The 24,935-nt window shown below is 68.3% G+C and carries 24 protein-coding genes; 20 read left to right on the top strand and 4 right to left on the bottom strand.

The genetic code is table 11. The features are described from left to right. The 11 genes from flhB to KK141_RS00355 all read left to right on the top strand — a co-directional run bounded on the left by flhB (position 1) and on the right by KK141_RS00355 (position 11,857). Positions 1-1,134, top strand: a complete 1,134-nt coding sequence (gene flhB / locus KK141_RS00405; RefSeq protein WP_214569523.1) for a flagellar biosynthesis protein FlhB — start codon at positions 1-3, stop codon at positions 1,132-1,134. 21 nt (positions 1,135-1,155) lie between these two features. Then, the gene (gene flhA / locus KK141_RS00400) at positions 1,156-3,255 is read left to right on the top strand and encodes a flagellar biosynthesis protein FlhA (RefSeq protein ID WP_214569522.1); all 2,100 of its coding nucleotides are present in this window, start codon (positions 1,156-1,158) and stop codon (positions 3,253-3,255) included. A gap of 32 nt (positions 3,256-3,287) precedes the next feature. After that, complete coding sequence (gene flhF / locus KK141_RS00395; protein WP_214569521.1) at positions 3,288-4,637, top strand: flagellar biosynthesis protein FlhF; 1,350 nt, start codon at positions 3,288-3,290, stop codon at positions 4,635-4,637. Beyond that, positions 4,634-5,596 carry a MinD/ParA family protein gene (locus tag KK141_RS00390; RefSeq protein ID WP_250901460.1) on the top strand — a complete coding sequence of 321 codons (963 nt, stop codon included), beginning with the start codon at positions 4,634-4,636 and terminating at the stop codon, positions 5,594-5,596. The genes flhF and KK141_RS00390 overlap by 4 nt, the downstream gene beginning before the upstream one ends. Beyond that, a complete protein-coding gene (locus KK141_RS00385) occupies positions 5,593-6,372 on the top strand; it encodes an RNA polymerase sigma factor FliA (protein ID WP_214569520.1) in 780 nt (259 codons plus the stop codon). Before KK141_RS00390 ends, KK141_RS00385 begins: the two co-directional genes overlap by 4 nt. 193 nt (positions 6,373-6,565) lie before the next feature. After that, a complete protein-coding gene (cheY, locus tag KK141_RS00380) occupies positions 6,566-6,973 on the top strand; it encodes a chemotaxis response regulator CheY (RefSeq protein WP_167256719.1) in 408 nt (135 codons plus the stop codon). Next, the gene (locus KK141_RS00375; RefSeq protein WP_214569519.1) at positions 6,970-7,602 is read left to right on the top strand and encodes a protein phosphatase CheZ; all 633 of its coding nucleotides are present in this window, start codon (positions 6,970-6,972) and stop codon (positions 7,600-7,602) included. The genes cheY and KK141_RS00375 overlap by 4 nt, the downstream gene beginning before the upstream one ends. A 13-nt stretch (positions 7,603-7,615) precedes the next feature. Beyond that, positions 7,616-9,568: a chemotaxis protein CheA gene (locus tag KK141_RS00370; protein WP_214569518.1), complete on the top strand. Its 1,953-nt coding sequence runs from the start codon at positions 7,616-7,618 to the stop codon at positions 9,566-9,568. Position 9,569: 1 nt separating this feature from the next. Further along, positions 9,570-10,310: a flagellar motor protein gene (locus tag KK141_RS00365; protein ID WP_214569517.1), complete on the top strand. Its 741-nt coding sequence runs from the start codon at positions 9,570-9,572 to the stop codon at positions 10,308-10,310. Next, complete coding sequence (gene motD, locus KK141_RS00360; protein WP_214569516.1) at positions 10,307-11,347, top strand: flagellar motor protein MotD; 1,041 nt, start codon at positions 10,307-10,309, stop codon at positions 11,345-11,347. The genes KK141_RS00365 and motD overlap by 4 nt, the downstream gene beginning before the upstream one ends. Positions 11,348-11,383: 36 nt before the next feature. After that, positions 11,384-11,857 carry a chemotaxis protein CheW gene (locus KK141_RS00355; RefSeq protein ID WP_214569515.1) on the top strand — a complete coding sequence of 158 codons (474 nt, stop codon included), beginning with the start codon at positions 11,384-11,386 and terminating at the stop codon, positions 11,855-11,857. Positions 11,858-12,270: 413 nt separating this feature from the next. On the opposite strand, the gene KK141_RS00350 is transcribed toward KK141_RS00355, so the two are convergent. From KK141_RS00350 to KK141_RS00335, 4 genes are all read right to left on the bottom strand, one after another. After that, on the bottom strand, positions 12,271-12,678 hold the full coding sequence (locus tag KK141_RS00350) for a hypothetical protein (protein ID WP_214569514.1): 408 nt from the start codon (positions 12,676-12,678) through the stop codon (positions 12,271-12,273). Beyond that, positions 12,675-12,959 (bottom strand): type II toxin-antitoxin system HigB family toxin, encoded by a 285-nt coding sequence (locus KK141_RS00345; protein WP_214569513.1) that lies wholly within the window; start codon positions 12,957-12,959, stop codon positions 12,675-12,677. Before KK141_RS00345 ends, KK141_RS00350 begins: the two co-directional genes overlap by 4 nt. A 650-nt stretch (positions 12,960-13,609) precedes the next feature. Continuing rightward, positions 13,610-13,873, bottom strand: a complete 264-nt coding sequence (locus tag KK141_RS00340) for a flagellar biosynthesis protein (RefSeq protein ID WP_214569512.1) — start codon at positions 13,871-13,873, stop codon at positions 13,610-13,612. After that, the gene (locus tag KK141_RS00335; protein WP_214569511.1) at positions 13,870-15,009 is read right to left on the bottom strand and encodes a flagellar hook-length control protein FliK; all 1,140 of its coding nucleotides are present in this window, start codon (positions 15,007-15,009) and stop codon (positions 13,870-13,872) included. Before KK141_RS00335 ends, KK141_RS00340 begins: the two co-directional genes overlap by 4 nt. 236 nt (positions 15,010-15,245) lie before the next feature. Here KK141_RS00335 and KK141_RS00330 point away from each other — a divergent pair, with 236 nt between their 5' ends. From KK141_RS00330 to KK141_RS00290, 9 genes are all read left to right on the top strand, one after another. Then, positions 15,246-15,554, top strand: a complete 309-nt coding sequence (locus KK141_RS00330) for an STAS domain-containing protein (RefSeq protein WP_167256729.1) — start codon at positions 15,246-15,248, stop codon at positions 15,552-15,554. Between the two features lie 11 nt (positions 15,555-15,565). Then, a complete protein-coding gene (locus KK141_RS00325) occupies positions 15,566-15,928 on the top strand; it encodes a response regulator (protein WP_167256730.1) in 363 nt (120 codons plus the stop codon). A 10-nt stretch (positions 15,929-15,938) separates the two neighbouring features. Beyond that, positions 15,939-17,921 (top strand): chemotaxis protein CheA, encoded by a 1,983-nt coding sequence (locus KK141_RS00320; protein ID WP_214569510.1) that lies wholly within the window; start codon positions 15,939-15,941, stop codon positions 17,919-17,921. A gap of 528 nt (positions 17,922-18,449) precedes the next feature. Beyond that, complete coding sequence (locus KK141_RS00315; RefSeq protein WP_167256732.1) at positions 18,450-18,962, top strand: chemotaxis protein CheW; 513 nt, start codon at positions 18,450-18,452, stop codon at positions 18,960-18,962. 9 nt (positions 18,963-18,971) lie between these two features. After that, positions 18,972-20,687 carry a methyl-accepting chemotaxis protein gene (locus KK141_RS00310; protein ID WP_214569509.1) on the top strand — a complete coding sequence of 572 codons (1,716 nt, stop codon included), beginning with the start codon at positions 18,972-18,974 and terminating at the stop codon, positions 20,685-20,687. 259 nt (positions 20,688-20,946) lie between these two features. Then, a complete protein-coding gene (locus tag KK141_RS00305) occupies positions 20,947-21,822 on the top strand; it encodes a protein-glutamate O-methyltransferase (RefSeq protein ID WP_214569508.1) in 876 nt (291 codons plus the stop codon). Continuing rightward, on the top strand, positions 21,819-22,457 hold the full coding sequence (gene cheD, locus KK141_RS00300; protein ID WP_214569507.1) for a chemoreceptor glutamine deamidase CheD: 639 nt from the start codon (positions 21,819-21,821) through the stop codon (positions 22,455-22,457). Before KK141_RS00305 ends, cheD begins: the two co-directional genes overlap by 4 nt. A 172-nt stretch (positions 22,458-22,629) precedes the next feature. Continuing rightward, positions 22,630-23,730, top strand: a complete 1,101-nt coding sequence (locus KK141_RS00295) for a chemotaxis response regulator protein-glutamate methylesterase (RefSeq protein WP_167256736.1) — start codon at positions 22,630-22,632, stop codon at positions 23,728-23,730. Between the two features lie 13 nt (positions 23,731-23,743). Next, entirely contained in the window at positions 23,744-24,925 is a 1,182-nt protein-coding gene (locus tag KK141_RS00290; RefSeq protein WP_214569506.1) for a methyl-accepting chemotaxis protein, read from the top strand. The last annotated feature ends 10 nt before the right edge of the window (positions 24,926-24,935 follow it).

Genomic DNA, 24,935 nt, shown 5'->3' with positions numbered 1-24,935 from the left:
GTGTCCGAGAGCGACGACCAGGAACGCACCGAAAAACCATCAGAAAAACGCCTGCGCGAAGCGCGGGAGAAGGGCGACGTTCCGCGCTCGCGCGATCTGTCGGGCGCCCTGGTGGTGCTGGCCGGTGTCGCCGCGCTGATGAGCGGCGGCGAGCGTGCGTTCGTCCACGCCAAGCGCGTCTACGAACTCGGCTTCGGCTACAGCCGCGAAGCGCTGTTCTCCGGCGAGCTGCCGGCGCGTGTGCTCGCTGCCGCGCTGCGCGAGGCGATGGCCCTGATCACGCCGGTCGCGGTGGCGACGATGTTGGCCACGTTCGCTGCCCCTTTGCTGCTGGGCGGCCTCAGTTTCAGCGCGCAGGCGCTGGAGCCGAAGTTCGACCGGCTCGATCCCATCGCCGGCCTCGGCCGTCTTGTATCGATGCGCGGCGCGGTGGAGCTGGCGAAGTCGCTGCTCAAGCTGGTGTTTATCGGCGCCGCGCTGGCCTGGTTCCTGTGGCACCGGCAGGACGCCATGCAGGCCACCGGGCGCGGCACCGTCGGTGCGGGCATCGCGCTGTCGCTGGCGCAGATGGGTAACGCTGCGCTGCTGTTCGGCACCATGCTGGCGCTGATCGGCGGCATCGATGCGGCTTACCAGCGCTACGACCACGGCCGCCGCCTGCGCATGACCAAGCAGGAGCTGCGCGACGAGAACAAGGAAAGCGAAGGCAATCCCGAGCTCAAGGGCCGCATCCGCCAGGTGCAGCACCAGCTGGCGCGCCGCCGCATGATGCAGGAGCTGCCCAAGGCCGACGTGGTGGTGACCAACCCCACCCACTTCGCCGTGGCGCTGAAGTACGACGAGAGCCGCATGCGCGCGCCGCGCGTGGTCGCCAAGGGCGCCGACGTGCTGGCCATGCAGATCCGCCAGGTCGCCGCCGGGCACCGCATCCCGATGGTGGAAGCGCCGCCGCTGGCGCGCGCGCTGTACGCCACCACGGAACTGGGCCGCGAGATTCCCGCCGCGCTCTACGTCGCCGTGGCGCAGGTGCTGGCCTACGTGTTCCAGCTGCGCCAGGCCGTCGCGCATGGCGACGCGCCGCCCGTGCCTCCTTCGCCGCAGGTCGATCCGGACCTGCTCGGCCCTTACCGCTGATTCTTTCCAGGACACCGCTCCATGGCTGCCGCAAGCGCAAGCGCGTTCGAGACCTTCAAGCAGATCACCCGCCGCGGAGCCGGCGCGCCCATCGTGATGCTGGCCGCGCTGGCGATGGTGATGCTGCCGATGCCGCCGTTCCTGCTGGACATGCTGTTCAGCTTCAACATCGCGCTGTCGCTGGTGATCCTGCTGGCGGTGATCTACGTGATGCGGCCGCTGGAATTCGCCGCGTTTCCCACCGTGGTGCTGATGGCCACCCTGCTGCGCCTGGCGCTGAACATCGCTTCCACCCGCGTGGTGCTGCTGCACGGCCATAACGGTCCGGGCGCGGCGGGCAAGGTGATCGAGGCCTTCGGCGAGTTCGTCATCGGCGGCAATTTCGCGGTGGGCCTGGTGGTGTTCGCCATCCTCACCATCATCAACTTCGTGGTGGTGACCAAGGGCGCCACGCGCGTGTCCGAAGTGACCGCGCGCTTCACCCTGGACGCCATGCCCGGCAAGCAGATGGCGATCGACGCCGACCTCAACGCCGGCCTGCTCACCCAGGAACAGGCGCGCGAGCGCCGCCAGGAAGTGCGCGAGGAAGCGGACTTCTACGGCTCGATGGACGGTGCCTCGAAGTTCGTGCGCGGCGACGCCACGGCGGGCATCCTGATCCTGGTGATCAATATCGTCGGCGGCTTCTTCGTCGGCGTGATGCAGCACGGCCTCAGCGCCGGCGACGCGGCCAAGACCTACACCTTGCTCACCATCGGCGACGGCCTGGTCGCGCAGGTGCCGGCGTTGATGCTGTCGATCGCCACCGCGGTGATCGTCACCCGCGTCTCGCGCGCGCAGGACATGGGCAAGCAGGTGCTCGGCCAGGTGTTCGGCCAGCCGCGTGCGCTGGCGGTGGCTGGCGTGGTGCTGGGCGTGATGGGCCTGGTGCCCGGCATGCCGAACATCGCCTTCCTGCTGCTGGGTGCGATCTGCGGCGGCGCCGCGTGGATGATGCTCAAGCGCGAGCGCGAAACGCGCGCCAAGCTGGCCGAGGAAGCCATCGCCGAAGCCGCGCCCGCCGCGGCGCCCACCGAGCGCTTGGAGCTGGGCTGGGAAGATGTCGCGGGTGTCGATCCGGTGGGTCTGGAAGTGGGCTATCGCCTGATCCCGCTGGTGGACAAGAACCAGGGCGGCGAGCTGATGGGGCGGATCAAGTCGGTGCGCCGCAAGCTGTCGCAGGAGCTGGGCTTCCTGGTGCCGCCGGTGCACATCCGCGACAACCTCGACCTTGGCCCCAACACCTATCGCATCACCCTGATGGGCGTGCCGATGGGCGAGGCCGAGGTGCACAACGAGCGCCTGCTGGCGATCAATCCCGGCCGCGTGCACGGCAGCTTGCAGGGCATCGCCACGCACGATCCGGCCTTCGGCCTGGAAGCGGTGTGGATCGAATCCGGCCAGCGCGACAACGCGCAGGCGCTGGGCTACACCGTGGTCGACCCCGCCACCGTGGTGGCCACGCATCTGTCGCACATCCTGCAGGGCCACGCGCACGAACTGCTCAGCCACCAGGACGTGCAGCAATTGCTGGACCGCCTCGCCGCCGTCGCGCCGAAGCTGGTGGAAGACCTGGTGCCCAAGCGCATGTCGCTGGGCGTGGTGGTGAAGGTGCTGCAGAACCTGCTGGCCGAGCGGGTGCCGATCCGCAACATGCGTTCCATCGTCGAATCCTTGGCGGAACACGCGGGCCAGAGTCAGGATCCCGGCGCGCTCACCGCCGCCGTGCGCGTGGCGCTGGGCCGCCAGATCGTGCAGGAGATCGCCGGCCTGGGCACCGAGATCCCGGTCATCACGCTGGCGCCGGAACTGGAGCAGATCCTGCTCGGTTCGCTGGCCAATGGCGGTGTGGCGGGCGCCGCGGTGGAACCGGGCCTGGCCGACCGCCTGCAGAGCGGCGTCGCCGACGCCGCGCGCCGCCAGGAAATGGGCGGCGAACCGGCCGTGCTGCTGGTCGCGCCGCAGCTGCGGCCGTGGCTCGCGCGCTTCACGCGCCACGTGGCACAGAACCTGCACGTACTGGCCTACAACGAGGTGCCCGACAACCGTCGGGTGCGTTTGGTGCAGGCGCTGGGACGCTGATCCGGCGCTGGAACTAGGGATCGAACCGACCGATGAAGATCAAGCGTTTCGTAGCCGCGGACATGCGCCAGGCCATGCGCGAAGTGCGTGAGGAACAAGGCCCCGACGCGGTCATTCTTTCCACGCGCCGTCTCGACGAGGGCGTGGAGATCATTGCTGCCGTCGACTACGACGAATCCCTGGTGCGCGAGGCCGCGCGCTCGGGCGAGCCGTTGCCGACCGAAGTGCGCATCGTGCGCGAGCGTGCGGCGGAACCGCCGGCGCTGCCGCCGAAGCCGCGGCGTGCGCCGGCGCCTGCGCCGGTGGCTCCCGTTGCCGCGCCGGTGCAGCGTGCCCCGGTAGCGCCGGTTGTCGCGCCAGTTGCCGCCGCACCGGTCGCCGCTGCAAAACCCGAACCGGCTGCCACGCCCGCCGAACCGGCCCCGCTGCATCCGATGGTGGAGCAGGCCGCGCTCGACACCGCGCGCATGCGCGCCGAGCTGGGCAGCCTGCGCGAGCTGCTGGAATCTCAAATGGCTTCGCTCGCATGGAACGACTTGCAGCGCCGCCATCCGCTGCGCGGCCGCGTGCTGCGCGACATGACGCGCATCGGCATCGAGCCCGATGTGGCGCGCCGCCTCGCCGACGAACTGCCCGACCGCCTCAGCGCCGACCAGGCGCGCTATCTGCCGCTGGGCGTGCTCAGCCGCAGCCTTGCCATCACCGGCTATGACGTCGCCGCCAGCGGCGGCGTGGTGGCCCTGGTCGGACCGACCGGCGTGGGCAAGACCACCACCATCGCCAAGCTTGCCGCGCGCGCGGTGCTGCGCCATGGCGCTTCGCAGGTGGCCCTGGTCAGCACCGACAACTACCGCATCGGCGCCGCCGCGCAGCTGGAGCACTACGGCCGCCTGCTCGGCACCCGCGTGTTTCCCGCGCACGATGCCGAAAGCCTGCGCGAAGTGCTCGACGTGCTGCGTGGCCGCCGCGTGGTGCTGGTCGACACCGCCGGCGTGGCCGGCAGCGATCCGCGCCTTGAGCAGCAGATGCAATTGCTGCGCGCCGCCGGCGAGCTGCGCACCTGCCTGGTGCTGGCCGCCAATGCGCAGGCGCAGGCGATCGACGACATGGTGCGCGCCTTCCTGCCGCAGCAGCCGCAGGCCTGCATCCTGACCAAGCTCGACGAAGCGCCCAGCCTGGGCGGCGCGCTGTCCGCGCTGATCCGCCACCGGCTGCCGCTGGACTACACCACCGACGGCCAGCGCGTGCCCGAAGACCTCGCCACCGCCGATGCGCGCGTGCTGGTCTGCCGTGCCGCGCAGGTGCTCAAGGGCAGTGCGCCCGCGGTGGACGAAGGCTATATGGCCGAGCGCTTCGGCCTGGCCATGGCAGGTGCACGATGACCACGCTGGCGATGGACCAGGCCTGGGGCCTGAGCAATCTGTTTTCGGCTTTTCATTCCTCGGGCGACAACGACGTGCGTCCGCTCGCCGCGGGTTCCGGCCATTCGCTGCCCGCCGCGCCGCCGCGCCGCTGCCGCGCGATCGCCGTGGCCGGCGGCAAGGGGGGCGTGGGCAAGTCCACGGTGGCGGTGAACCTCGGCATGTCGCTGGCCATGGCCGGGCGCGAGGTGGCGCTGCTGGATGCGGACCTGGGCCTGGCCAACCTGGACGTGCTGCTCGGCCTGCAGCCGTCGCGGCATATCGGCCATCTGCTCGACGGCAGCTGCTCGCTCAGCGAATTGATGCTGCCGGCGCCGCATGGGCTGAAGGTGATCCCGGCAGGCTCCGGTGCGCGCCGCCTGGCCCAGCTGGATACGCGCGAGCACGCCGCGGTGATCCGCGCCTTCGACGAACTGCCCGATCCGCCGGAATTCCTGATCGTGGACACCGCCGCCGGCGTGGCCGACAACGTGGTGATGTTCGCCGCGGCGGCCGACGACGTGGTGCTGGTGGTCTGCGACGAGCCGGCCTCGCTCACCGACGCCTACGCGCTGACCAAGGTGCTCAGCCGCGACTTCTGCGTGCGGCGCTTCCACGTGGTGGCCAACATGGTCCGCCATGCCGGCGAGGCGCGGCAGCTGTACGAGAAGCTGGCCCGCGTGTGCGACCGCTTCCTGGATGTGGCGCTGGATTTCATGGGCGCGGTTCCTTACGACGAACACCTGCGCCAGGCCATCCGCCGCCAGAGCGCGGTGGTGGATCTGTGGCCGGCCAGCCGGTCCGCACGGGGATTCAAGCAAATGGCGGGTGCGGTCGATACATGGGGAGAACCCCTGCGCACGGGTCGCGACCGCATCGCTTTTTTTGGAGGGCAGGTCGCCATGGCGCCGGACCCGGTACGCGAGGGGGGTGTGAGATGAGCGTGGCTTCCGAATATCTGCAACTGCAACGCGAAAGCACGGAGGAGATGGTGCGCCGGCACGCTCCGCTGGTGCGCCGTATCGCCTATCACCTGATGGGCCGGCTGCCGCCCAGCGTGGACGTGGACGACCTGGTGCAGGCCGGCATGATCGGCCTGCTGGAAGCGGCGCGGAACTACGCGACCGACCGCATGGCCAGCTTCGAGACCTATGCGGGCATCCGCATCCGCGGCGCCATGCTGGACGAGCTGCGCAAGACCGATTGGACGCCGCGCTCGGTGCATCGCAAGTTGCGCGAGGTCTCGGAGGTGGTGCGCCAGATCGAGAACGAAACGGGCGCCGACGCCACCGACGCCGAGGTCATCCGGCGGCTGGGCATCGACGCGCAGGAGTACCACCAGATCCTGGCCGACGCGGCCAGCGCGCGCTTGCTCAGTCTCTCCGCGCCGGAGGACGACGAGGACGGCGCCGCGCTGGACGTGGCCGACCAGGAAGGCCTGGGGCCGCAGGACCGCTTCGAGCAGGAAGGCATGCGCGGGGCGCTGGTCGAGGCGATCGGCGGGCTGCCGGAGCGCGAACAGCTGGTGATGTCGCTGTACTACGAGCAGGAACTGAATTTGAAGGAGATCGGCGCCGTGCTCGGCGTGACGGAATCGCGGGTGTGTCAGATCCATGGCCAGGCCCTGATCCGGTTGCGCGCACGGATGACCGGTTGGCGCGAGCAGGGTGCGGCAGCCGAAAGCGGTAAGCCGAAGAAGTTGAAGAGTACGGGTTAAAGCGGTCACTCCACGCTGGCGCCCTTCTCCCGCCGGGAGAAGGTGGCGGCAGCCGGATGAGGGTTCGGGCGGAGCGCAAGACATCACTCTCGCGCTCCGCCCGAACCCTCACCCCAACCCCTCTCCCGAGGGGAGAGGGGCTAAAGCACAACGCTTCAACCAATACGCAATCTAAAGACCTGGAGAGAGGCGTTTGGACAAGAACATGAAAATCCTCGTGGTGGACGACTTCTCCACCATGCGGCGCATCGTGCGCAACCTGCTGGTGGAGCTGGGCTTCACCAATGCGCTGATCCAGGAAGCCGACGACGGCGTCAATGCCATGGCGGTGCTCAAGCAGCAGTCGTTCGACATGGTGGTGACCGACTGGAACATGCCGAACATGACCGGCATCGACCTGCTGCGCGCGATCCGCGCCGAGCCCGCGCTGAAAGGCCTGCCGGTGCTGATGGTCACCGCCGAGAACAACCGCGACCAGATCATCGCCGCCGCCCAGGCCGGCGTGAACGGTTACATCGTCAAGCCCTTCACCGCGGTCACGCTGAAGGAAAAGCTGGACAAGATCTTCGAGCGGCTCGCCGCGCAAGGAGCAAGCGCATGAGCGCCGTGATGATTACCCCCATGAGCGCGGCGCTGCCGCAGGAAGTGCAGGAACTGCTGGCCAGCCCCGACGGCGCCGCCTTCGAGATGGCGCTGGACACCATGGTGCGCCAGCGCGAGCAGCACCTGTTCCGCGCGCTGGGCCTCTTGGCCCGCGACCTGCACGAAGCCGTGCGCCGCCTCGGCGGCGAGCTGGCCCAGGAAGGCGTGCCCGGCAGCGTGGCCGACGCGCGCCAGCATCTGCACGACGTGCTGGAGATGAGCGCCAAGGCCGCGCATCGCAGCATCGATTTCGCCGAACGCATGCGGCCGCAGGCCACCGCCCTGGAAAGCAGCGCCGATGCCGTGCTGGCCGGCGGCGGCGAAGCCGCGGAGCTGGCGACGCAGGCGCGGCAGTTCGCCGGGCAGTGCCGCGAAGGGCTGTCGGACATGGTGATGGCGCAGTCCTGGCAGGACCTGTCCGGCCAGCGCATCAAGAAAGTGTCCACCTTTATCGGCAGTGTGGAATCCTCGCTGCTGGAACTGGTGCGCCTCACCGGCGCGCTGGCCGGCGGCGAAGCGCCGGTGGCCGCGGCCAAGGTGAACAGCCAGGACGAGGCGGACCGCCTGCTCAGCGAATTCGGTTTCTGAGCGCGGGGTTCTGATGGATCCGTCACTCGACAGCGAGCTGCGCGACGATTTCCTGGTCGAGGCCGGGGAACTGGTGCAGCGCCTGGGCGAACAGCTGGTGGCGCTGGAGGAAGCGCCGCGCGACGCCGAACTGCTCAATGCGGTATTCCGCGCCTTCCACACGGTGAAGGGCGGCGCGGGCTTCCTCGGCATCGACCCGATGGTGCAGCTGTGCCATCACGCCGAAGACCTGCTCAATGAAGCGCGCTCCGGCCACGTGCTGATCGACGCAGCGCGGATGGACGCATTGCTGGAAGCGCTGGACCTGGTCAACGCGATGATGTCCGCGCTGGCTGCGTCCAGCGAGATGCCGGTGGCGCCCGCGGCGCTGCTGGTGCGGCTGCAGCCGCATGCGGCGCGCCCGCCGGCTCCGGCACCCGCTCCCGTGCCGGCGCCCGCGCCGGTGGCGGAAGAGGGCGGCACCATCGACGACAGCGAGTTCGAGGCGCTGCTCGACAATCTCTACGGCATGGGCGGCGCGCCGGGCGCACCGGTGCAGCCGCCGGCGTCCGAGACGATCGACGACGCCGAATTCGAAAAGCTGCTGGACAACCTGCACGGCAAGGGCAAGGCGCCCGGCACGCCGGCGCAGCCGTCGGCCAGCACCATCGACGACAGCGAGTTCGAAGCGCTGCTCGACAGCCTGCATGGCAAGGGCGCCGCACCCGGCGCCGCGGCGAAGGCTGCCGCAACGCCTGCGCCGGCCAAAGCCGCGGCAAAGGTCGCGCCGCCGCCGGAAGCCACCGTGCGCGTGGATACCGGCCGCCTCGATGCGCTGGTCAACCGCGCCGGCGAACTGGTGCTGGTGCGCAACCGCCTGCTCAGCCTCGCCGCCAGCAGCGGCGACGAACCGTTCAACACCGCGGCCGGTGAACTCGATCGCGTGGCCGATGAACTGCAGGGCGCCGTGCTCGGCATGCGCATGCAGCCGGTGGGTCGATTGTTCCAGCGTTTCCCGCGCATCGTGCGCGATCTCGCCCGCCAGCTCGGCAAGGAGATCGAGCTGGTGCTGGAAGGCGAGGACACCGACCTGGACCGAAGCCTGGTCGAGGCGCTGGCCGATCCGCTGATTCACCTGCTGCGCAACGCGGTCGACCACGGCCTGGAAACACCGGACGTGCGCGAAAGCGCCGGCAAGCCGCGCAAGGGCCGCGTGCGCCTGGCGGCCAGCCAGCGCGGCGAACGCATCGTGATCGTGGTGGCCGACGACGGCCGCGGCATGGATCCGGACATCCTGCGCCGCAAGGCGGTGGAGAAGGGCGTGATCGACGCGGCACAGGCTTCGCGCCTGTCCGAGACCGAATGCCTGGAACTCATTTTCCGTCCCGGCTTCAGCACGGCCGCACAGGTCTCCGACATCTCCGGTCGCGGCGTCGGCATGGACGTGGTCAAGACGCGCGTGGCGGAACTCGGCGGCACCTTGCAGGTGCGCTCGAAGCTGGGGCAGGGCAGCGAGCTTGAGCTCACCGTGCCGCTGACGCTGGCGATCGTGCGCGTGCTGATGGTGCGCGTCGGCGCGCGCCTGTTCGCGATGCCGCTGAGCAACGTGGACGAAGTATTCGAACTTTCCGCCGGGCAGGACCGCCTGCTCGACGGCAGCCTGATCGCCGCGCATCGCGACCGCGCGCTGCCGCTGGGCGACCTGGCCGCATGGTCCGCGGCCGCGCCGACGGCGGGCCGCCACGTGGTGGTGCTGCATATCGGCCACCAGCGCCTGGGCTGCCTGGTGCACGACGTGCTCGGCCGCGAGGACGTGATGGTCAAGCCGCTGGGTCCGCTGTTCGCCGGCACCGCCGGCGTGGCCGGCGCGACCATCACCGGCGACGGGCGCCTGGCCCTGGTGCTGGACCTGGCGGGCCTGGCCGGCGAAGGCGGCCCGTGGCAGCTGGCGCCGCGGGTATCCCCAACACTAGAGGCGGTGGTCTGACATGGATCTGGTTAGCGTCATCGGCACGATCCTGGCCTTCGTGGTCGTGATCCTCGGCACCATCCTCAAGGGTTCCAGCGTGGAAGCGCTGTGGAACCCGGCTGCTTTCGTGATCGTCTTCGCCGGCACCATCGCCGCCCTGCTGGTGCAGACCCAGGGCAAGGTGCTCAAGCATGCGATGGGCATGCTGCCGATGATCTACAAGCCGCCCAAGCACGTGCCCAACGATCTGATCAGCCGCGTGATCGGCTGGAGCGAGATCTCGCGCCGCCAGGGTCTGCTCGGCCTGGAGCCGCAGATCGAATCCGAGCAGGACCCGTTCGTGCGCAAGGGCCTGCAGCTGCTGGTCGACGGCAGCGAGCCGGAGGCCATCCGCGGCGTGCTGGAAGTGGAGCAGGACACGCGCGAGCACGAGGACCTGGCCGGCGCGAAAGTGTTCGAGCAGGCCGGCATCTATTCGCCGACCATGGGCATCATCGGCGCCGTGATGGGCCTGATGGCCGTGATGCAGAACCTGGCCGACCCCAGCAAGCTGGGCCACGGCATCGCTGCAGCTTTCGTCGCCACCATCTACGGCGTGGCGCTGGCCAACCTGCTGATGCTGCCGATGTCCTCGCGCCTGAAGGGCATGATCCACAAGCAGGGCAAGATGCGCGAGATCATCATCGAAGGCCTGGTCTCGATCGCCCGCGGCGACAATCCGCGCCAGATCGAAAGCCGCCTGCAGGGCTACCTCACATGAGGAAGAAGAAGCACGAGGACCACGTCAATCACGAGGCCTGGGCGATCCCCTATGCCGACCTGATGACGCTGCTGCTCGCGTTCTTCGTGGTGATGTACGCGGTGTCGGTGGTGAACGAGGGCAAGTACCGCGTGATGTCCGAGTCGATCATCGAAGCCTTCAACGGCAACAACAAGCAGATCCAGCCGGTGCAGACCAACAGCGCGACCGCGCCTGCGCCGGTGCCGGCCAAGCGCTCGACCAGCACCACGCCGCCGTCGCTGCGCCCGCGCCTGGCCGTGGCGCTGCCCTCGCAGTCGCTGCCGCCGCAGATGACCCAGGGTTCGCTGACCACGCGCGAGAACGCGCAGGAAAACCTGCAGAAGATCCAGGACGAGGTGCAGCACGCGCTGCAGCCGCTGATCGACCAGAGCCTGGTGGTGGTGCGCCGCACGCAGAGCTGGCTGGAGATCGAGATCCGCACCGACATCCTGTTCCCCAGCGGCGTGGCGCGGCTGTCGCCCGAGGCGGACACCACGCTGCGCAGCGTGGCCGGCATTCTGTCGCCGTTCCCGAATCCGCTGCGCGTGGAAGGCTATACCGACGACAAGCCGATCAATACCTCGGTCTTTCCGTCGAACTGGGAACTGTCCGCCGCACGTGCGGCGAGCGTGGCGCGGCTGTTTGCCGACAACGGCGTGGATCCGAACCGCATCGGCATCATGGGCTGGGGGCAGTACCGTCCCGCCGCGGACAACGTCAGCGAGGAAGGCCGCAACCGCAACCGCCGCGTGCTGGTGGTGGTGCTGGGCGACCAGCAGGGCCCGGCGCGCTTCTACAGCGATGCCGATCGCGCGGAGCCGGCGGTGGCGCAGGCGGCGCCGGCGAAGGTGCCGGATGCGTCGGCGCCGGTCATGCATGTTGTCGCGCCACCTGCGGAACACGCTGTGTTGCCGGAGGCGATTCCCGCGGTCGCCGTGCCTGCGGTGCCGACCGGCAGTTTGCCGGTGGCCGCGAAGTTGCGTGCCGTGCAGATTGCGCCCGCCGAGAACGGCTGAGCTGGGCGCCGCCATGACTTATCAAGAGACTTACGCATGAATCAGGACCGCGCTTCCGCGCCTCCCGCCGAGCGCGGCTGGCTGATCTTTCATCTTGCGGGGCAGCCATATGCGGCGCCGCTGACGCAGGTGAGCGAGGTGGTGCGCGATGGGGATATCACGCCGGTGCCGGGGGCGGCGGCGGATCTGCTTGGCATTCGCCAGTTGCGGGGGCGCATTGTGCCGGTGCTGGATGGGTGCCGGAGGCTGGGGTTGCCAGCGGATGCTGGCGAGAGTGCGCGGAGGCGCATTGTGGTGTTGTCGCACCAGGGGCATCTGGTGGGGTTGCGTGTGGACGCTGTCGGGGATCTGCTCGATGTGAGTGGGGAGATGGTGGCGGCGCCGCTGGGGAGGGTGGTCCGTGAGGACGATCCGGTGGAGGGGGTAGCGCCTTGCGCGAGTGGGTTTGTCGCTTTGCTGGATGTGCGGCGGTTGTGTCGCCTGCCGGAGGGGTTGGAGGCTGTTGCCTGATTTTTTGCGCTGACGCGATTTGGCCGCTTATGCAGCGGGCATTTCGGGCGCCTGCCGGCGCCCGAGTCACTTTTTCTTTGCTGGCCCAAAGAAAAAGTAACCCAAAAGAAATGGCCTGAGAGCAACGGCTCGCGACGCGACTAGAAGGAGCAGTGGGCGTCTGCGGTAACCTGATTAACCTGGGTCTACACGAAGCGACTGTGCGTTTACGTGATGCGCCCTTCAACGTGCCGTGGCCGAGAGGACGTTCAAGGACTGGGGCCAGCTTTGGTTCTTCGTTCCTGCTTGCCTCACGACATCACCCCTCTCCCCCCCGGGGAGAGGGCAGGGTGAGGGGCCGGGCGGAGCGCTGCGCTTGTCGTACCTCTCACGCAAAAGCCTGAGCGCAGCGATCTGCAACTGAGCGGCGCTTATCAGAAGAACGCTGCGGGACTTACACCAAAGCGCTTGGAGAGGCCGCGGATGTGGTTGACGGTGAGGTCGCGGCGGCCGGAGAGGATTTCGGAGACTACGCTTTGCGTGCCGATTTCGGGCAGCTGGCTCTGGCGCAGGTCGTGTTGTTCCATCAGGAAGCGCAGCATGTCTACGCCGCTTACGCCCTGTTGGGGGTAGTGCGTCTGGTCGTAGGCGTAGATCAGGTCGCTCAGCACCATGAACAGCGAATGCTGTGGATGCGCTTCGTCCATGGCGCCATCGTCCAGCAGGGCATCGGCGAGATCGGTGGCTTCGGTGTAATCGGCTTCGGTCTCGATATGGCGTACGCCGGAGATTTCCTGGAAGGTTTCCCAGGCGTCGAAGACGGGGGCGAGCAGGGCGTTCATTTCCAGGTTCCTCGATCGTATTCGGCGTGCGTGAGAACAGCCTTGATGAAGCAGATCTGCAGTTGAAAGCTGACGCCTGTGATCAGTCGATAGCGATTGCCGCGAATGTCGAACGCGTACTTGTCGCCGACCACGTCCACAGCACCGAAGCTTCGCTTGATATCCGCGAAACCACCGAAGTCAGTGGACTCCATCAACTTGCGCCAGGCCTGCAGTGCAGCGTGCGCATCGGGATGCCTGGCCGAAAACTCCATCAGCCGCCGATTGGATACGACTCTCATACGTTGCGCCCGCCCAGATACGTTATCGCAAATTGCGATGATGTCAATAAGGCCGACCGCACCAGCGTGCTTTTAGGACAATTGGCTATGAGTCGGAGCGCCTGATCGAGTGCAGCAGCGCCAATCACACTCTCGACCACAGACATCCAGCGCTTCCATCGGGGGCTTCCGATAAGCGTGTAAGAAAAGCTCGTGCCAGCCCGACAGCGAGAACTTCGTTACGAGATTCAACGCCGCGCTCCGCCCGGCCCCTCACCCCGACCCTCTCCCCGGAGGGGAGAGGGAGAAGTGATGTGGTGGGGCATACAGGAACGAAGAGCCAAAGCTGGCCTCGGTCACTGAACATCCTCTCGGCAACGGCACGTTGAAGCACCCGCTACGTAAACGCACGGTCGTTTCGTGTCGACTCTGGTTAATCCGTTTCCACAACCGTCACTGCTCCTTCTAGTCGCGTCGCGAGCCTTGGCTCTCAGGCCATTTCTTTTGGGTTACTTTTTCTTTGGGCCAGCAAAGAAAAAGTGACTCGGGCGCCGGCAGGCGCACGAAATGCCCGCTGCATAAGCGGCCAAATCGCGACACCGCGACAACCAAGCGATACAGAAACTGGATCCCGGCCTACACCGGGATGACGAGCAAAGCGAGGCGCAGCCTCACCCCTCCTCAGACGCGCGATAAACGCTGCTCAAGACAGCGGCCGCAGCCGCATACAACTCCACCGGAATATCCGCGCGCAACTTAAGCGCAGCAAGCAACGCCCCCACCTGCGCATCATGATGCAACGCAATCCCCAACGACCGCGCCCGCGCCAGCAACTGCTCCAACGCCTCCGGCGGCAACGCAGGCGACGCCGCCCCCCCGCTCGCGGCCACGCGCAAACTCACCTTGCGGCTGGGCGGAGGCAAGGCCTGCGTCATGCCGTGGCCTTCAGCAGCACGGCGCTACGCGAACCTGGCGGTTGCGGCATGCCGGTCTGGCAAGTGAGCTGATCCAGCAGCAGGCCATTGGCCGTGAGCTGATGGCTGAGGTCGCCGAACAGACGCTCCAGCCGCGCCGTCGTCTCGGCCCGCTGCGCCCACAGGCGCACCGACAACCGCAATCCGCGCAACTGCAGTTCGCCCTGCACCGGCCCCAGCCGCGACAGATCGATGGCGAAGCCCAGCACCCACGAGGTGGGCTGCTCCGGATCGTCTTCATGCGGCGTCATCTGCAATTGCAGGATGTCCTGCCCGCCTTCGCCCTGCAGCGGAATCTCGATCATCCACGCGCCGCTGGCCTGGGTCTCCAGCTGCGCCACTTCCAGCCGCGCCAACGCGGCATGCACTTCGCCGTGCAGGCGCACCAGCAGGCTGTCGACTTCGCCGGGCTGGGCGGACTCGGGCATCGGCGCGCGTGGCTGCGCCACCAGGCCGCGCTGCACCAGCGGCGGAGCGGTTTCGGTGTGGTCGCTGTTCGGTTGCGGCGGGCTGCCGCGGTCCAAGGTGGCGGCCAGGCGGAGCAGGGCGGCTTTCCAGTCGTCCTCGCCCAGTTCGCCAAGATCGGTCTGCGGATGGGCGAGCTGGGATTCCAGGAACAGGCCGCTGCGCTTCACCGCTTCTTTCAGGCCGGCGGCATGCGCGATCTCCACCGGTGTGCGGATGCTGTGTTCCAGCAAGGCCAGCGCCGCGCGCAGCGGCGGCGGCAGCTGGCGCAGCAGCGGGCGCTGGGCCAGCGCGCCGAGCGTGGCCAGCAGCGGTGCGTAGCCGTTCTGCTGCGGCAGGCGTTCGCGCAGGGCGCGGCTGACGGCCTGGTCCAGCGGCGGGCCGCCGAGAATTTCGAGCTTCGGTTCCGCGCCCAGGCTCAGCACGCGCACCTGGAACTGCGAGGGCAATTGCGTACCTGGCGGTTCGGCCTCGACGGTGAGCGAGCCGATCTGCAGCACCAGCTTGGCCTGTTCGCTGTAGCCCAGGGTGCGCGCAGCCAGCACGGCGCCGACGCGCCAGCTGTCCGCGCTGGCGCCGGAAGCGGCGCCGGCCCAGGTCAATGCGGCAAGGCTGGTTGGCTGGATGATCACTTCGGCTCCTGGGCTATGAGCGTCACCGGTTTGACGCCCTTGCCGTCTCTACACGCATGTCTTCGGCCGGATGCGCAGGAACTTGAGCGACGATTTTCCGACGCCGCACCAGGCCATCCGGAAGGTGGGAGCACGTTCCGTGCCGGCCGCGAAAAAAAGCCGCGCACCCGGCTAAAGGCGCCCGCGTCCCCGCCGATAACCGCCCCGTAAGCCATCACACAGCAGGACGGCGGGACATGGGCAAGGCGAAGACGGACAAGGCGGACGGGCGCGTGGCGCTGCCGGCGGACTGCCGCATCGCGGATCTGGCGGCGGTGAAGGCCGCGCTGGAAGCGGCCCTGTCCGCACCTGCCGCGGAGCTGGACGGCGCCGCGGTGGAGCGGGTGGACACGGCCGCGCTGCAGCTGCTGGCGGTGTTCCGCCGCGAGGCGGCGGCGCGCGGCGTGGCGGTGCGGTGGGCGGGCGCCAGCGACGTGCTGCGCGACGGGGCGGCCCGGCTGGGCCTGGCACAGACATTGGAACTGCCGGCAGCGATGCCGGCCTGACGAGGTAGACGATGGCAAAGATCCTGGCGGTAGACGATTCGGCTTCCATGCGCGGCATGGTCGCCTTCACCCTGCGCGGCGCGGGCCACGATGTGAGCGAGGCGGAGAACGGCCAGCTGGCGGTGGACGCCGCCAAGGGCGCGCGTTTCGACCTGGTGCTGGCCGACGTGAACATGCCGGTGATGGACGGCATCAGCATGGTGCGCGAGCTGCGCACCATGCCCGAATACAAGGGCGTGCCGATCCTGATGCTGACCACCGAGTCGCACACGGACAAGAAGATGGAAGGCAAGGCGGCAGGCGCCACCGGCTGGCTGGTCAAGCCGTTCGATCCGGAGCAACTGCTGGCCACGGTCAAGCGCGTGCTCGGCTAAGGGCATTCTTATGAGCACGGTGAGCCTGGCGCAGTTTCATCAGACCTTCTTCGACGAGAGCCACGAAGGCCTCGACGCCATGGAGACGGCGCTGCTGGCGCTGGACGGCGGCGGCGACAAGGAACTGGTCCACGGCATCTTCCGTGCGGCCCATTCGATCAAGGGCGGCGCCGCCACGTTCGGTTTCCCGGACATGGCGGCCTTCACCCACGAAGCCGAATCGCTGCTCGACGAGCTGCGCGACGGCCGCCGCGCGGTCGACGCCGGCATCGTGGAAGTGCTGCTGCGCTCGGTGGACTGCCTGCGCGGCATGTTCGCCCGCGCGCAGTCCGGCCAGCCGCTGGCCGACGCCAACAGCGAGGCGCTGCGGCACGAACTGGCCGCGATGGTCGGCCGCACGCTCGCACCGGCCGCCGCGCCCGCGCGACGCAGCGACGACGCCGCCACCGGCTGGTCGATCGCGTTCCGCCCGCACCGGGGCATGCTGGCCGGCGGCAACGACGCGCTGCGCCTGCTGCGCGAACTCGGCGAGCTGGGCGAACTGAAAGCCGAGGCCGAGCTGGACCGATTGCCCGGCCTGGCCGCGCTCGATCCGTCCGAATGCCATCTGGGCTGGCGCCTGGAATTGCGCGGCGACGTGACCCGCGCCGCGGTGCAGAGCGTGTTCGACTGGGTCGAGGACGAATGCGACCTGGCTATCGAAGCGCTGCCCGGCGCGCAGGTGCATCACGCGCCTGTCGTCGCCGAAGCACCGGCTGCCGCTCCCGTTCCCGCGGCCGTGGCACCCAAGGCCGCCGCGCGCGAAGCCGTCGCCACCGAATCCTCGGTGCGCGTGGGGATCGACAAGATCGACAGCCTGATCAACCTGGTGGGCGAGCTGGTGATCACCCAGTCCATGCTCGACACCTTCCGCGAGGACTTCGACGCCTCGCGCCTGGAAATGCTGCAGCAGGGCCTGGCCCAGCTGGCGCGCCACACGCGCACGCTGCAGGAAAGCGTGATGGGCATCCGCATGCTGCCGATCGGCTCGGTGTTCAACCGCTTTCCGCGCATGGTCCGCGACCTGAGCCAGAAACTCGGCAAGCAGGTGAAGCTGGACCTGGTCGGTGAGCAGACCGAGCTGGACAAGACCGTGCTGGAGAAGATCGGCGACCCGCTGGTCCACCTGGTGCGCAACGCCATCGACCACGGCCTGGAAACCCCCGACCGCCGCCGCGCCGCCGGCAAGGGCGACATCGGCACCCTGCGCCTGGAAGCCTCCCACCGCAACGGCTCGATCGTGGTGGAAATCAGCGACGACGGCGCCGGCCTCAATCGCGAAGCCATCGTCGCCAAGGCCCTGCAGCGCGGCCTTATCGCCAGCGCCGAAGGCCTGACCGACGAAGCCGTCGCCGACCTGATCTTCCAGCCCGGCTTCTCCACCGCCGCCGTCACCACCGACCTGTCCGGCCGCGGCGTCGGCATGGACGTGGTCCGCCGCAACGTGGTGGATCTCGGCGGCAGCATCCAGATCCGCAGCGTGGCCGGAAAGGGTTCGGTCTTCACCATCACCTTGCCGCTGACCCTGGCCATCATCGACGGCCTCACCGCCCTGGTCGGCGGCGAGCATTACATCGTGCCGCTGGCCTCGATCGTCGAAACCGTGCAGCTGCGCAGCGAACAACTGCGCACCGTCACCGGCGGCGGCGAACTGTTCCACTTCCGCGACGGCTGGCTCCCCGTTCTACGCCTGCAAGACGCCTTCGCCTGCAACGGCACCCGCCGCCCGATCGAACAAGGCCTGGTCGTCGTCGTCGAAGGCGACAACTCCCGCATCGGCCTGTTCGTCGACGAACTGATCGGCCAGCAGCAAGCGGTGGTGAAGTCGCTGGAAGCAAACTACCGGCGCGTATCAGGCATCTCCGGCGCAACGATCCTGGCCGATGGCTCCGTCGCATTGATCGTCGACGTGGCAGGCCTCTCGCGCCAGCTGTCCCGCCGCCGCGCGGCCTGACAAGCAAAAGGGTGAGGTAAGCCCGGCGTTCCGCTCCGCCCGGCCCCTCACCCCGACCCTCTCCCCGGCGGGGAGAGGGAGAAGTGCGGTGGTGGGGCATGCAGGAACGAAGGACAAAAGCTGGCCTCGATTCTTGAACGTCCTCTTCGCCACGGCACGTTGAAGCACACGTCACGAAACCGTTCCCTGGCTCGTGTCGACTCTGGTTAATCCGTTTACCGCAGCCGCTCACCGCTCCTTCTAGTCGCGTCGCGAGCCTTTGCTCTGAGGCTATTTCTCTTTGGTTACTTTCTCTTTGAGCCAGCAAAGAGAAAGTGACCCGGGCGCCGGCAGGCGTCCGGAATGCCCGCTGCATAAGCGGCCAGTTAGCGGCCACACGACAACCGAGCGATACCGCTACTGGATCCCGGCCTACGCCGGGATGACGAGCAGGGGACCACCAAATCCCCCTAGGAAAACTCTCAAGCCCCGCGTTCACCTGCCGATAACGGCAATACAGGCGCGGTCACCCGCGCAAACGAGACCCCCATGAGCCAGCCATCGCCCGGCGCCGCCGAAGCGGCCCCCACCCAATACCTCATCGTCGGCCTGGGCCCCGAGGAATACGGCCTGGACATCCTGGCCGTCCGCGAAATCCGCGGCTGGACCCCGGTCACCCGCATTCCGCAGGCCCCGCACTACGTGCTGGGCGTGCTCAACCTGCGCGGCGCCATCGTGCCCGTGCTGGACCTGCGCCTGCGCTTCGGCCTGCCGAGCGAGGCATACACCCAGACCACCGTCACGGTGATCGTCACCGTCGCCGGCCGCCTGTTCGGCGTGGTGGTCGACAGCGTGTCGGACGTGCTCGACGTCAACGCCGGCGCCGTGCGCCCGGTGCCGGACATGGGCACCTCCGTGGATACCGAATACCTCAAGGGACTCACCTCTGTAGCAGAGCGCATGGTGCTGCTGCTGGACGTGGACAAACTGCTGCAACCGCAGGACGCGCAGATGCTGGAGGCCGCCTTGCCCGCGGCTATCGACGAGAAGGCCGTGGCCTAAGGAATTCCGATGAAGATCCCTGCTATCAAGTTCAAGCTTCCCGCCATGACCGTCCGTAACCGCCTGCGCGGCGTGCTCGGACTGCTCGGCCTCATGCTGATCGGCGGCGCCGCCGTCGGCCTCGGCGCCATGCACCTGCAGAACGAGGGCATGCGCCAGATGTACGACGATGAGATGGCGCCGACCGAGCTGGTCAGTCGCATCAACACGCGTTCGCTGATGTCCTTCATCGTGATGGGTGAAGCCACCACGCTGCTGGACAAGCCCGACCCGCTCAAGCAGAAGCTGGGCGAATTCCAGAAGTACCAGGACGAGATGGTGGAGCTGAAGAAGCAGTACGCCGCGCTGCCGCGTTCATCGAAGCTGGTCGAGCTGTACAAGAAGTGGCGTTCCACCGACGAGGACTACGCCCAGGCCAAGAAAGACATGATCGACGCGCTGAACCAGAAGGATCCGGCTGCGTCGGACGTGCTGGAAATGCAGGTGCGTCCGCTGATGATGGAGCGCCAGGCCGCGCTGGCCAAGCTGATCGAAGCGCAGCGCGTGGAAGCCAAGGAAATCTACGACGGCCAGGTCAGCCGCTACCAGTGGATCCGCGCGGCCAGCCTGATCGCGCTGATCGCCGGCCTGCTGATCGCCATCGTCGCCGCGGTGATGCTGATCCGCTCGATCATCGGCACGCTCAACCGCGCCGTGCGCATCGCCAACGAAATCGCCGAAGGCAAACTCGGCCACGATATCGAAGCCGGCCGCAACGACGAACTGGGCCAGCTGCTCGAAGCGTTCCGCACCATGGACCAGCGCCTCGCCGCGATCGTCGGCGAAGTGCGCCACGGCTCCGGTGCGGTGAGCACCGCCGCGCAGCAGATCGCCCGCGGCAATGACGACCTGAGCCAGCGCACGCAGGAACAGGCATCGAGCCTGGAGGAAACGGCTTCTTCGATGGAGGAAATGACCTCCACCGTGAAGCAGAACGCCGAGAACGCCAGCCACGCCAACCAGCTGGCCCGCGGTGCCCGCGAGCAGGCCGAGCGCGGCGGCGAAGTGGTGACCCAGGCGGTCGGCGCGATGCGCGAGATCAACGACTCCAGCCGCAAGATTTCCGACATCGTCAGCCTGATCGACGAGATCGCCTTCCAGACCAACCTGCTGGCGCTCAATGCCGCGGTGGAAGCGGCGCGTGCCGGCGAACAGGGCCGCGGCTTCGCGGTGGTGGCGACCGAAGTGCGCAACCTGGCGCAGCGCAGCGCGGGTGCGGCGAAGGAGATCAAGGGGCTGATCGCCGACAGCGCCGAGAAGGTGCGCACCGGTACGTCGCTGGTGGACCAGTCGGGCAAGGCGCTGGCCGAGATCGTGGACAGCGTGAAGAAGGTGACCGACATCGTGGCGGAGATCGCCGCGGCCAGCCAGGAACAGTCGGCCGGCATCGACCAGGTCAACAACGCCGTCACCCAGATGGACGAGATGACCCAGCAGAACGCCGCGCTGGTGGAAGAAGCCGCGGCGGCCGCGCGGGCCATGCAGGAACAGGCCGGCGAGCTGTCGCGCCAGGTGGGCTTCTTCCGCCTGGGCGACGAGGCGGCGGTGGCGGCTCCGGCGCGCAAGGCGGCGGCGACGGCCAGTGCGGAAGCCGAGGCGGTGTTCGCCGCGGTGCGCAGTTCCGCGCCAGTGCGTGCGCAGCGCGCGGTGGAGACGGCCGACGCCGGGGTGTGGAAAGAGTTCTGAGCGATGCGGCTTGAGCCCCTCTCCCCGTTTACCAATTTGTGCACGGGGAGAGGGGTTGCGGTGAGGGTACGGGCGGAACGCAAGAGTGATGTGCACCGCTCCGGCCGAACCCTCATCCGGCTGCCGCCACCTTCTCCCGGAGGGAGAAGGATTCCAGTTTGGGGACTGGAGAAATAAGGGAAGTCAGCAGCACAACGATAAGAGGTGCGTCGTGACGGGTGGCGGAAACATCTTCAACACGGGGAAGGAGCGCTGACCCATGGCCGCGAATCTTTCCGGTGACATCGCCGCACCCGGCCTCGGCGGCCCCGTGCTCGGCAACCGCGATTTCGATTTCCTGCGCGAATTCGTGCTGACCCACTGCGGCATCGCACTGAGCGAGCAGAAACGCCAGCTGGTGCAGGGCCGACTGCTGCGCCGCCTGCGCGCGCTGGGCCTGAAGGAGTTCGGCGAATACTGCGAGCTGCTGCGCCGCGATCCGGACGCCGAGATGGGCGACCTGGCCAGCGCGATCAGCACCAACGTCACCTCGTTCTTCCGCGAATCGCACCACTACGACCTGCTGGAGCAGACCCTGCTGCCGCAGTGGCTGGCGGAGAAGCGCCGCAGCGGCGAACGCCTGCGCATCTGGTCGGCCGGCTGCTCCACCGGCGAGGAACCCTACGCGCTGGCGATGGTGCTGGCCGAGGCGCTGGAAAAGCACGGTTCCAGCGTGGACGCGAAGATCCTCGCCACCGATCTTTCGCCGCAGGCGCTGGCCGGCGCGCGCGAAGGCGTCTACGCGCTGGACAAGCTCGGCGGCGTCAGCGCCGAGCGGCGCCGGCGCTGGTTCCTGCGCGGCGAAGGCAGCTATGCGGGCCTGGCCTGCGTGCATCCGCGCCTGCGCGAGCTGGTGGCGATCCAGCCTTTGAACCTGCTGCACGAATGGCCGATGAGCGGCGTGTTCGATGCGATCTTCTGCCGCAACGTGGTGATCTATTTCGACAAGCCGACCAAGGAACGCCTGTTCCGGCGCTATGCCGGCAAGCTGGTGGCCGAGGGTTATTTGTTCCTCGGCCACTCCGAATCGATGCACGGCTTGAACGACGACTTCGCCCTGGTCGGCCGCACCGTCTACCGGAAGAAGCCCGCATGAACGCCCAGACGCGCCCCGCGCCCACCGACGAAGTGCTGCCCGGCTTCGAGCACGTGCGCCGCTACTGGGACCCGGCCCAGGCCAGCATGACCGCCAAGGTGTTGCCGGGCGAGTACTACGTCAGCCGGCAGGAGGAACTGATCGCCACCGTGCTCGGCTCCTGCGTGTCGGCCTGCATCCGCGACCGCCGCCGCGGCATCGGCGGCATGAACCATTTCATGCTGCCCGAGCCGATGGGCGAGCGCGATGCCTGGTCGTCCACCGTGGGCCGCGCCGCGCGCTACGGCAACGACGCCATGGAGCAACTGATCAACGCCATCCTCAAGGCCGGCGGCCGGCGCGAAGACCTGGAAGTGAAGATCTTCGGCGGCGGCCGCGTGCTGACCCAGATGACCGACATCGGCGAACGCAATATCGCCTTCGTGCGCCGCTACCTGGCCGCCGAGCGGCTGGACCTGGTCGCCGAGGACGTGGGCGACGTCTATCCGCGCCAGGTGCAGTTCTTCCCGTGCAGCGGCAAGGCTCGCGTGCGCCAGCTGCGCGGCCACCACGCCAGCGTGCTGGTGGACGGCGAGCGGAAGTACCTCAAGCGTTTGGCCAACGATCCGATAAAGGGAGAGGTGGAATTGTTCTGACCGGTTCGCAGGGATGAGCAGTGAGGGCGTGCGACCGGCGCCCGCGCGGCAGCAGATTCAAGCCGGAGACGGCCAGGAACAGGGGGCTGCCGCGCGAGCCGGCGCGGCGCCCTCACTGCTCATCCCTCAGCACGACGACCTTCCACCCTCGCATCACTGAAGAGAAGCCTGCATGTCCCGAGTCCGAGTCCTGGTGATCGACGATTCCGCCCTGGTGCGGAAGCTGCTGACGACCATGCTCTCCTGCGATCCGATGATCGAAGTGGTGGGCACCGCGGCCGATCCCTTCATCGCGCGCGAAAAGATCAAGCAGCTGGAGCCGGACGTGCTCACGCTGGACGTGGAAATGCCGCGCATGGACGGCCTCACTTTCCTCGAGAACCTGATGCGCCTGCGGCCGATGCCGGTGGTGATGGTGTCCTCGCTGACCCAGCAGGGTGCGGAAGTGACCCTGCGCGCGCTGGAACTGGGCGCGGTGGATTTCTTCACCAAGCCCAGCAGCGACCTGGCCAGCACCTTCGCCGAGGGCGCGCAGGACATCTGCGCCAAGGTGAAGCTGGCCGCACTGGCGCGCCCGCGCGTGCGCACCGCGGTGCGCAAGCTGGAAGTCGCGCCGCGGCTTTCCGCCGATGCGGTGCTGCCGCGTGCGCAGACGGCGGACAGCCGCGGCGGCAGCCCGATCATCGCCATCGGCGCCTCCACCGGCGGCACCGAGGCGATCCGCGTGGTGCTGGAATCGATGCCGCCGGATGCGCCGCCGATCGTGATCACCCAGCACATCCCGGCTGCCTTCAGCGGCCCGTTCGCCACGCGCATGGACAACTGCTCGGCGATGCGCGTGTGCGAAGCGCGCGACGGCCAGCCGATCCAGCCCGGCCACGCGTATATCGCGCCGGGCAGCCAGCACCTGCTGGTGATGTGGGACGGCGCGCGCCACGTCTGCCGCTTGCACGACGGCCCGCCGGTGAACCGCCACAAGCCGAGCGTGGACGTGCTGTTCCGCTCGATGGCCGCCACCGTCGGCCGCACCACCATCGCCGCCCTGCTCACCGGCATGGGCGACGACGGCGCGCGCGGCCTGCTGGAACTGAAGGAAGCCGGCGCCGCCACCGTGGTGCAGGACGAAGCCAGCTCGGTGGTGTGGGGCATGCCCGGCGCCGCCTGGAAGCTGGGCGCGGCGGCCGAGATGCAACCGCTGGAACATATCGCCGCGCGCCTGCTGGAACTGGCGCGCCAACCTGTGGCGAACGCGCTGCGCGCCGCCACCCGCTGACCTGGACGCTGTCATGTCTGCCATTCCCGCCCCGTCCTTTCCCCGCCTGCCGCTGGGCCTGAGCGTCAGCGCCGTGGCGCTGCTGCTGTGCCTGCTGTGGCAACCCGCCTGGCTGGCGCCGCTGGCGATCCTTGCCACCGCCGCGGCCTGGATCGTCGAGCAGCGCCGCACGCCGGCGCGCGTGGTGACGATCGCCCCGCCGCAGCCCGACAACGCACCCGTGCGCGAAGCGCTGGAAGACGTGCGCGAGGCCCTGGTCGAGGAACTCGGTCACGCCACGCGCGAACTGCACCAGGCGCTGGACCTGCTGCGCGATGCCGTGTCCGAACTGGGCGGCGGCTTCGACGGCCTGTCGCACAAGACCGGCCAGCAGCAGTCGCTGCTCAAGCAGATCATCGACGGGCAGAAGGACGGCGTGTCGGTGCAGGACTTCGCCGCGCGCACCAGCGACCTGCTGGAGCATTTCGTCGGCCTGATCGTGCAGCTGTCGCGCGACAGCCTGCGCATCGTCTACCGCATCGACGGCATGGCCAAGGAAATGGACGCGGTGTTCGGTCTGCTCAAGAACGTGAACACCATCGCCGAGGAAACCAACCTGCTGGCGCTGAACGCTTCGATCGAGGCGGCGCGCGCGGGCGAGGCCGGCCGCGGCTTCGCGGTGGTGGCGGGCGAGATCCGCAACCTGGCCAGTAATTCCAACCAGTTCAACGAGCAGATCGGCAGCCACGTGGAGCGCGCGCGCATCGCGATGGAGCAGCTGCGCGGGCTGGTCGGCGCGATGGCCTCGCAGGACCTGAACATGGCGCTGTCCACCAAGGGCGGCATCGACGCGATGCTGGCCCACGTCACCGAGAGCGACGCGCGCACCAGCCAGGTTGCCGACCAGGTGGTGGAGATCAACCGCGGCCTGGGCAGCGACGTGTCCACCACCATCCGCTCGCTGCAGTTCGAGGACATCCTGAGCCAGCTGATCAACCAGACCCGCACGCGCCTGGTGGAACTGCAGGACGTGACCGCCGAATGCACGCGCGACATCGAGGAGCTGGCCTGCGCCGACATGGAGGCCGCCGCGCTGGCCGAGCACGCGCAGCGCGTGCGCGCCCGCCTTGCCATGCAGCGCGAGAAGGCCCGCCTGCGTTCGCGCGGCCCGGCCCTGCAGAACTCGATGGACGCCGGCGAGATCGAGCTGTTCTGAGCACTTACCA

The sequence above is a fragment of the Dyella sp. LX-66 genome, assembly GCF_018599165.1.
GTDB lineage: Bacteria > Pseudomonadota > Gammaproteobacteria > Xanthomonadales > Rhodanobacteraceae > Dyella_D > Dyella_D marensis.
Note: the sequence above shows the minus strand (reverse complement) of the source record. Positions and strands in the feature narration are given on the sequence as shown.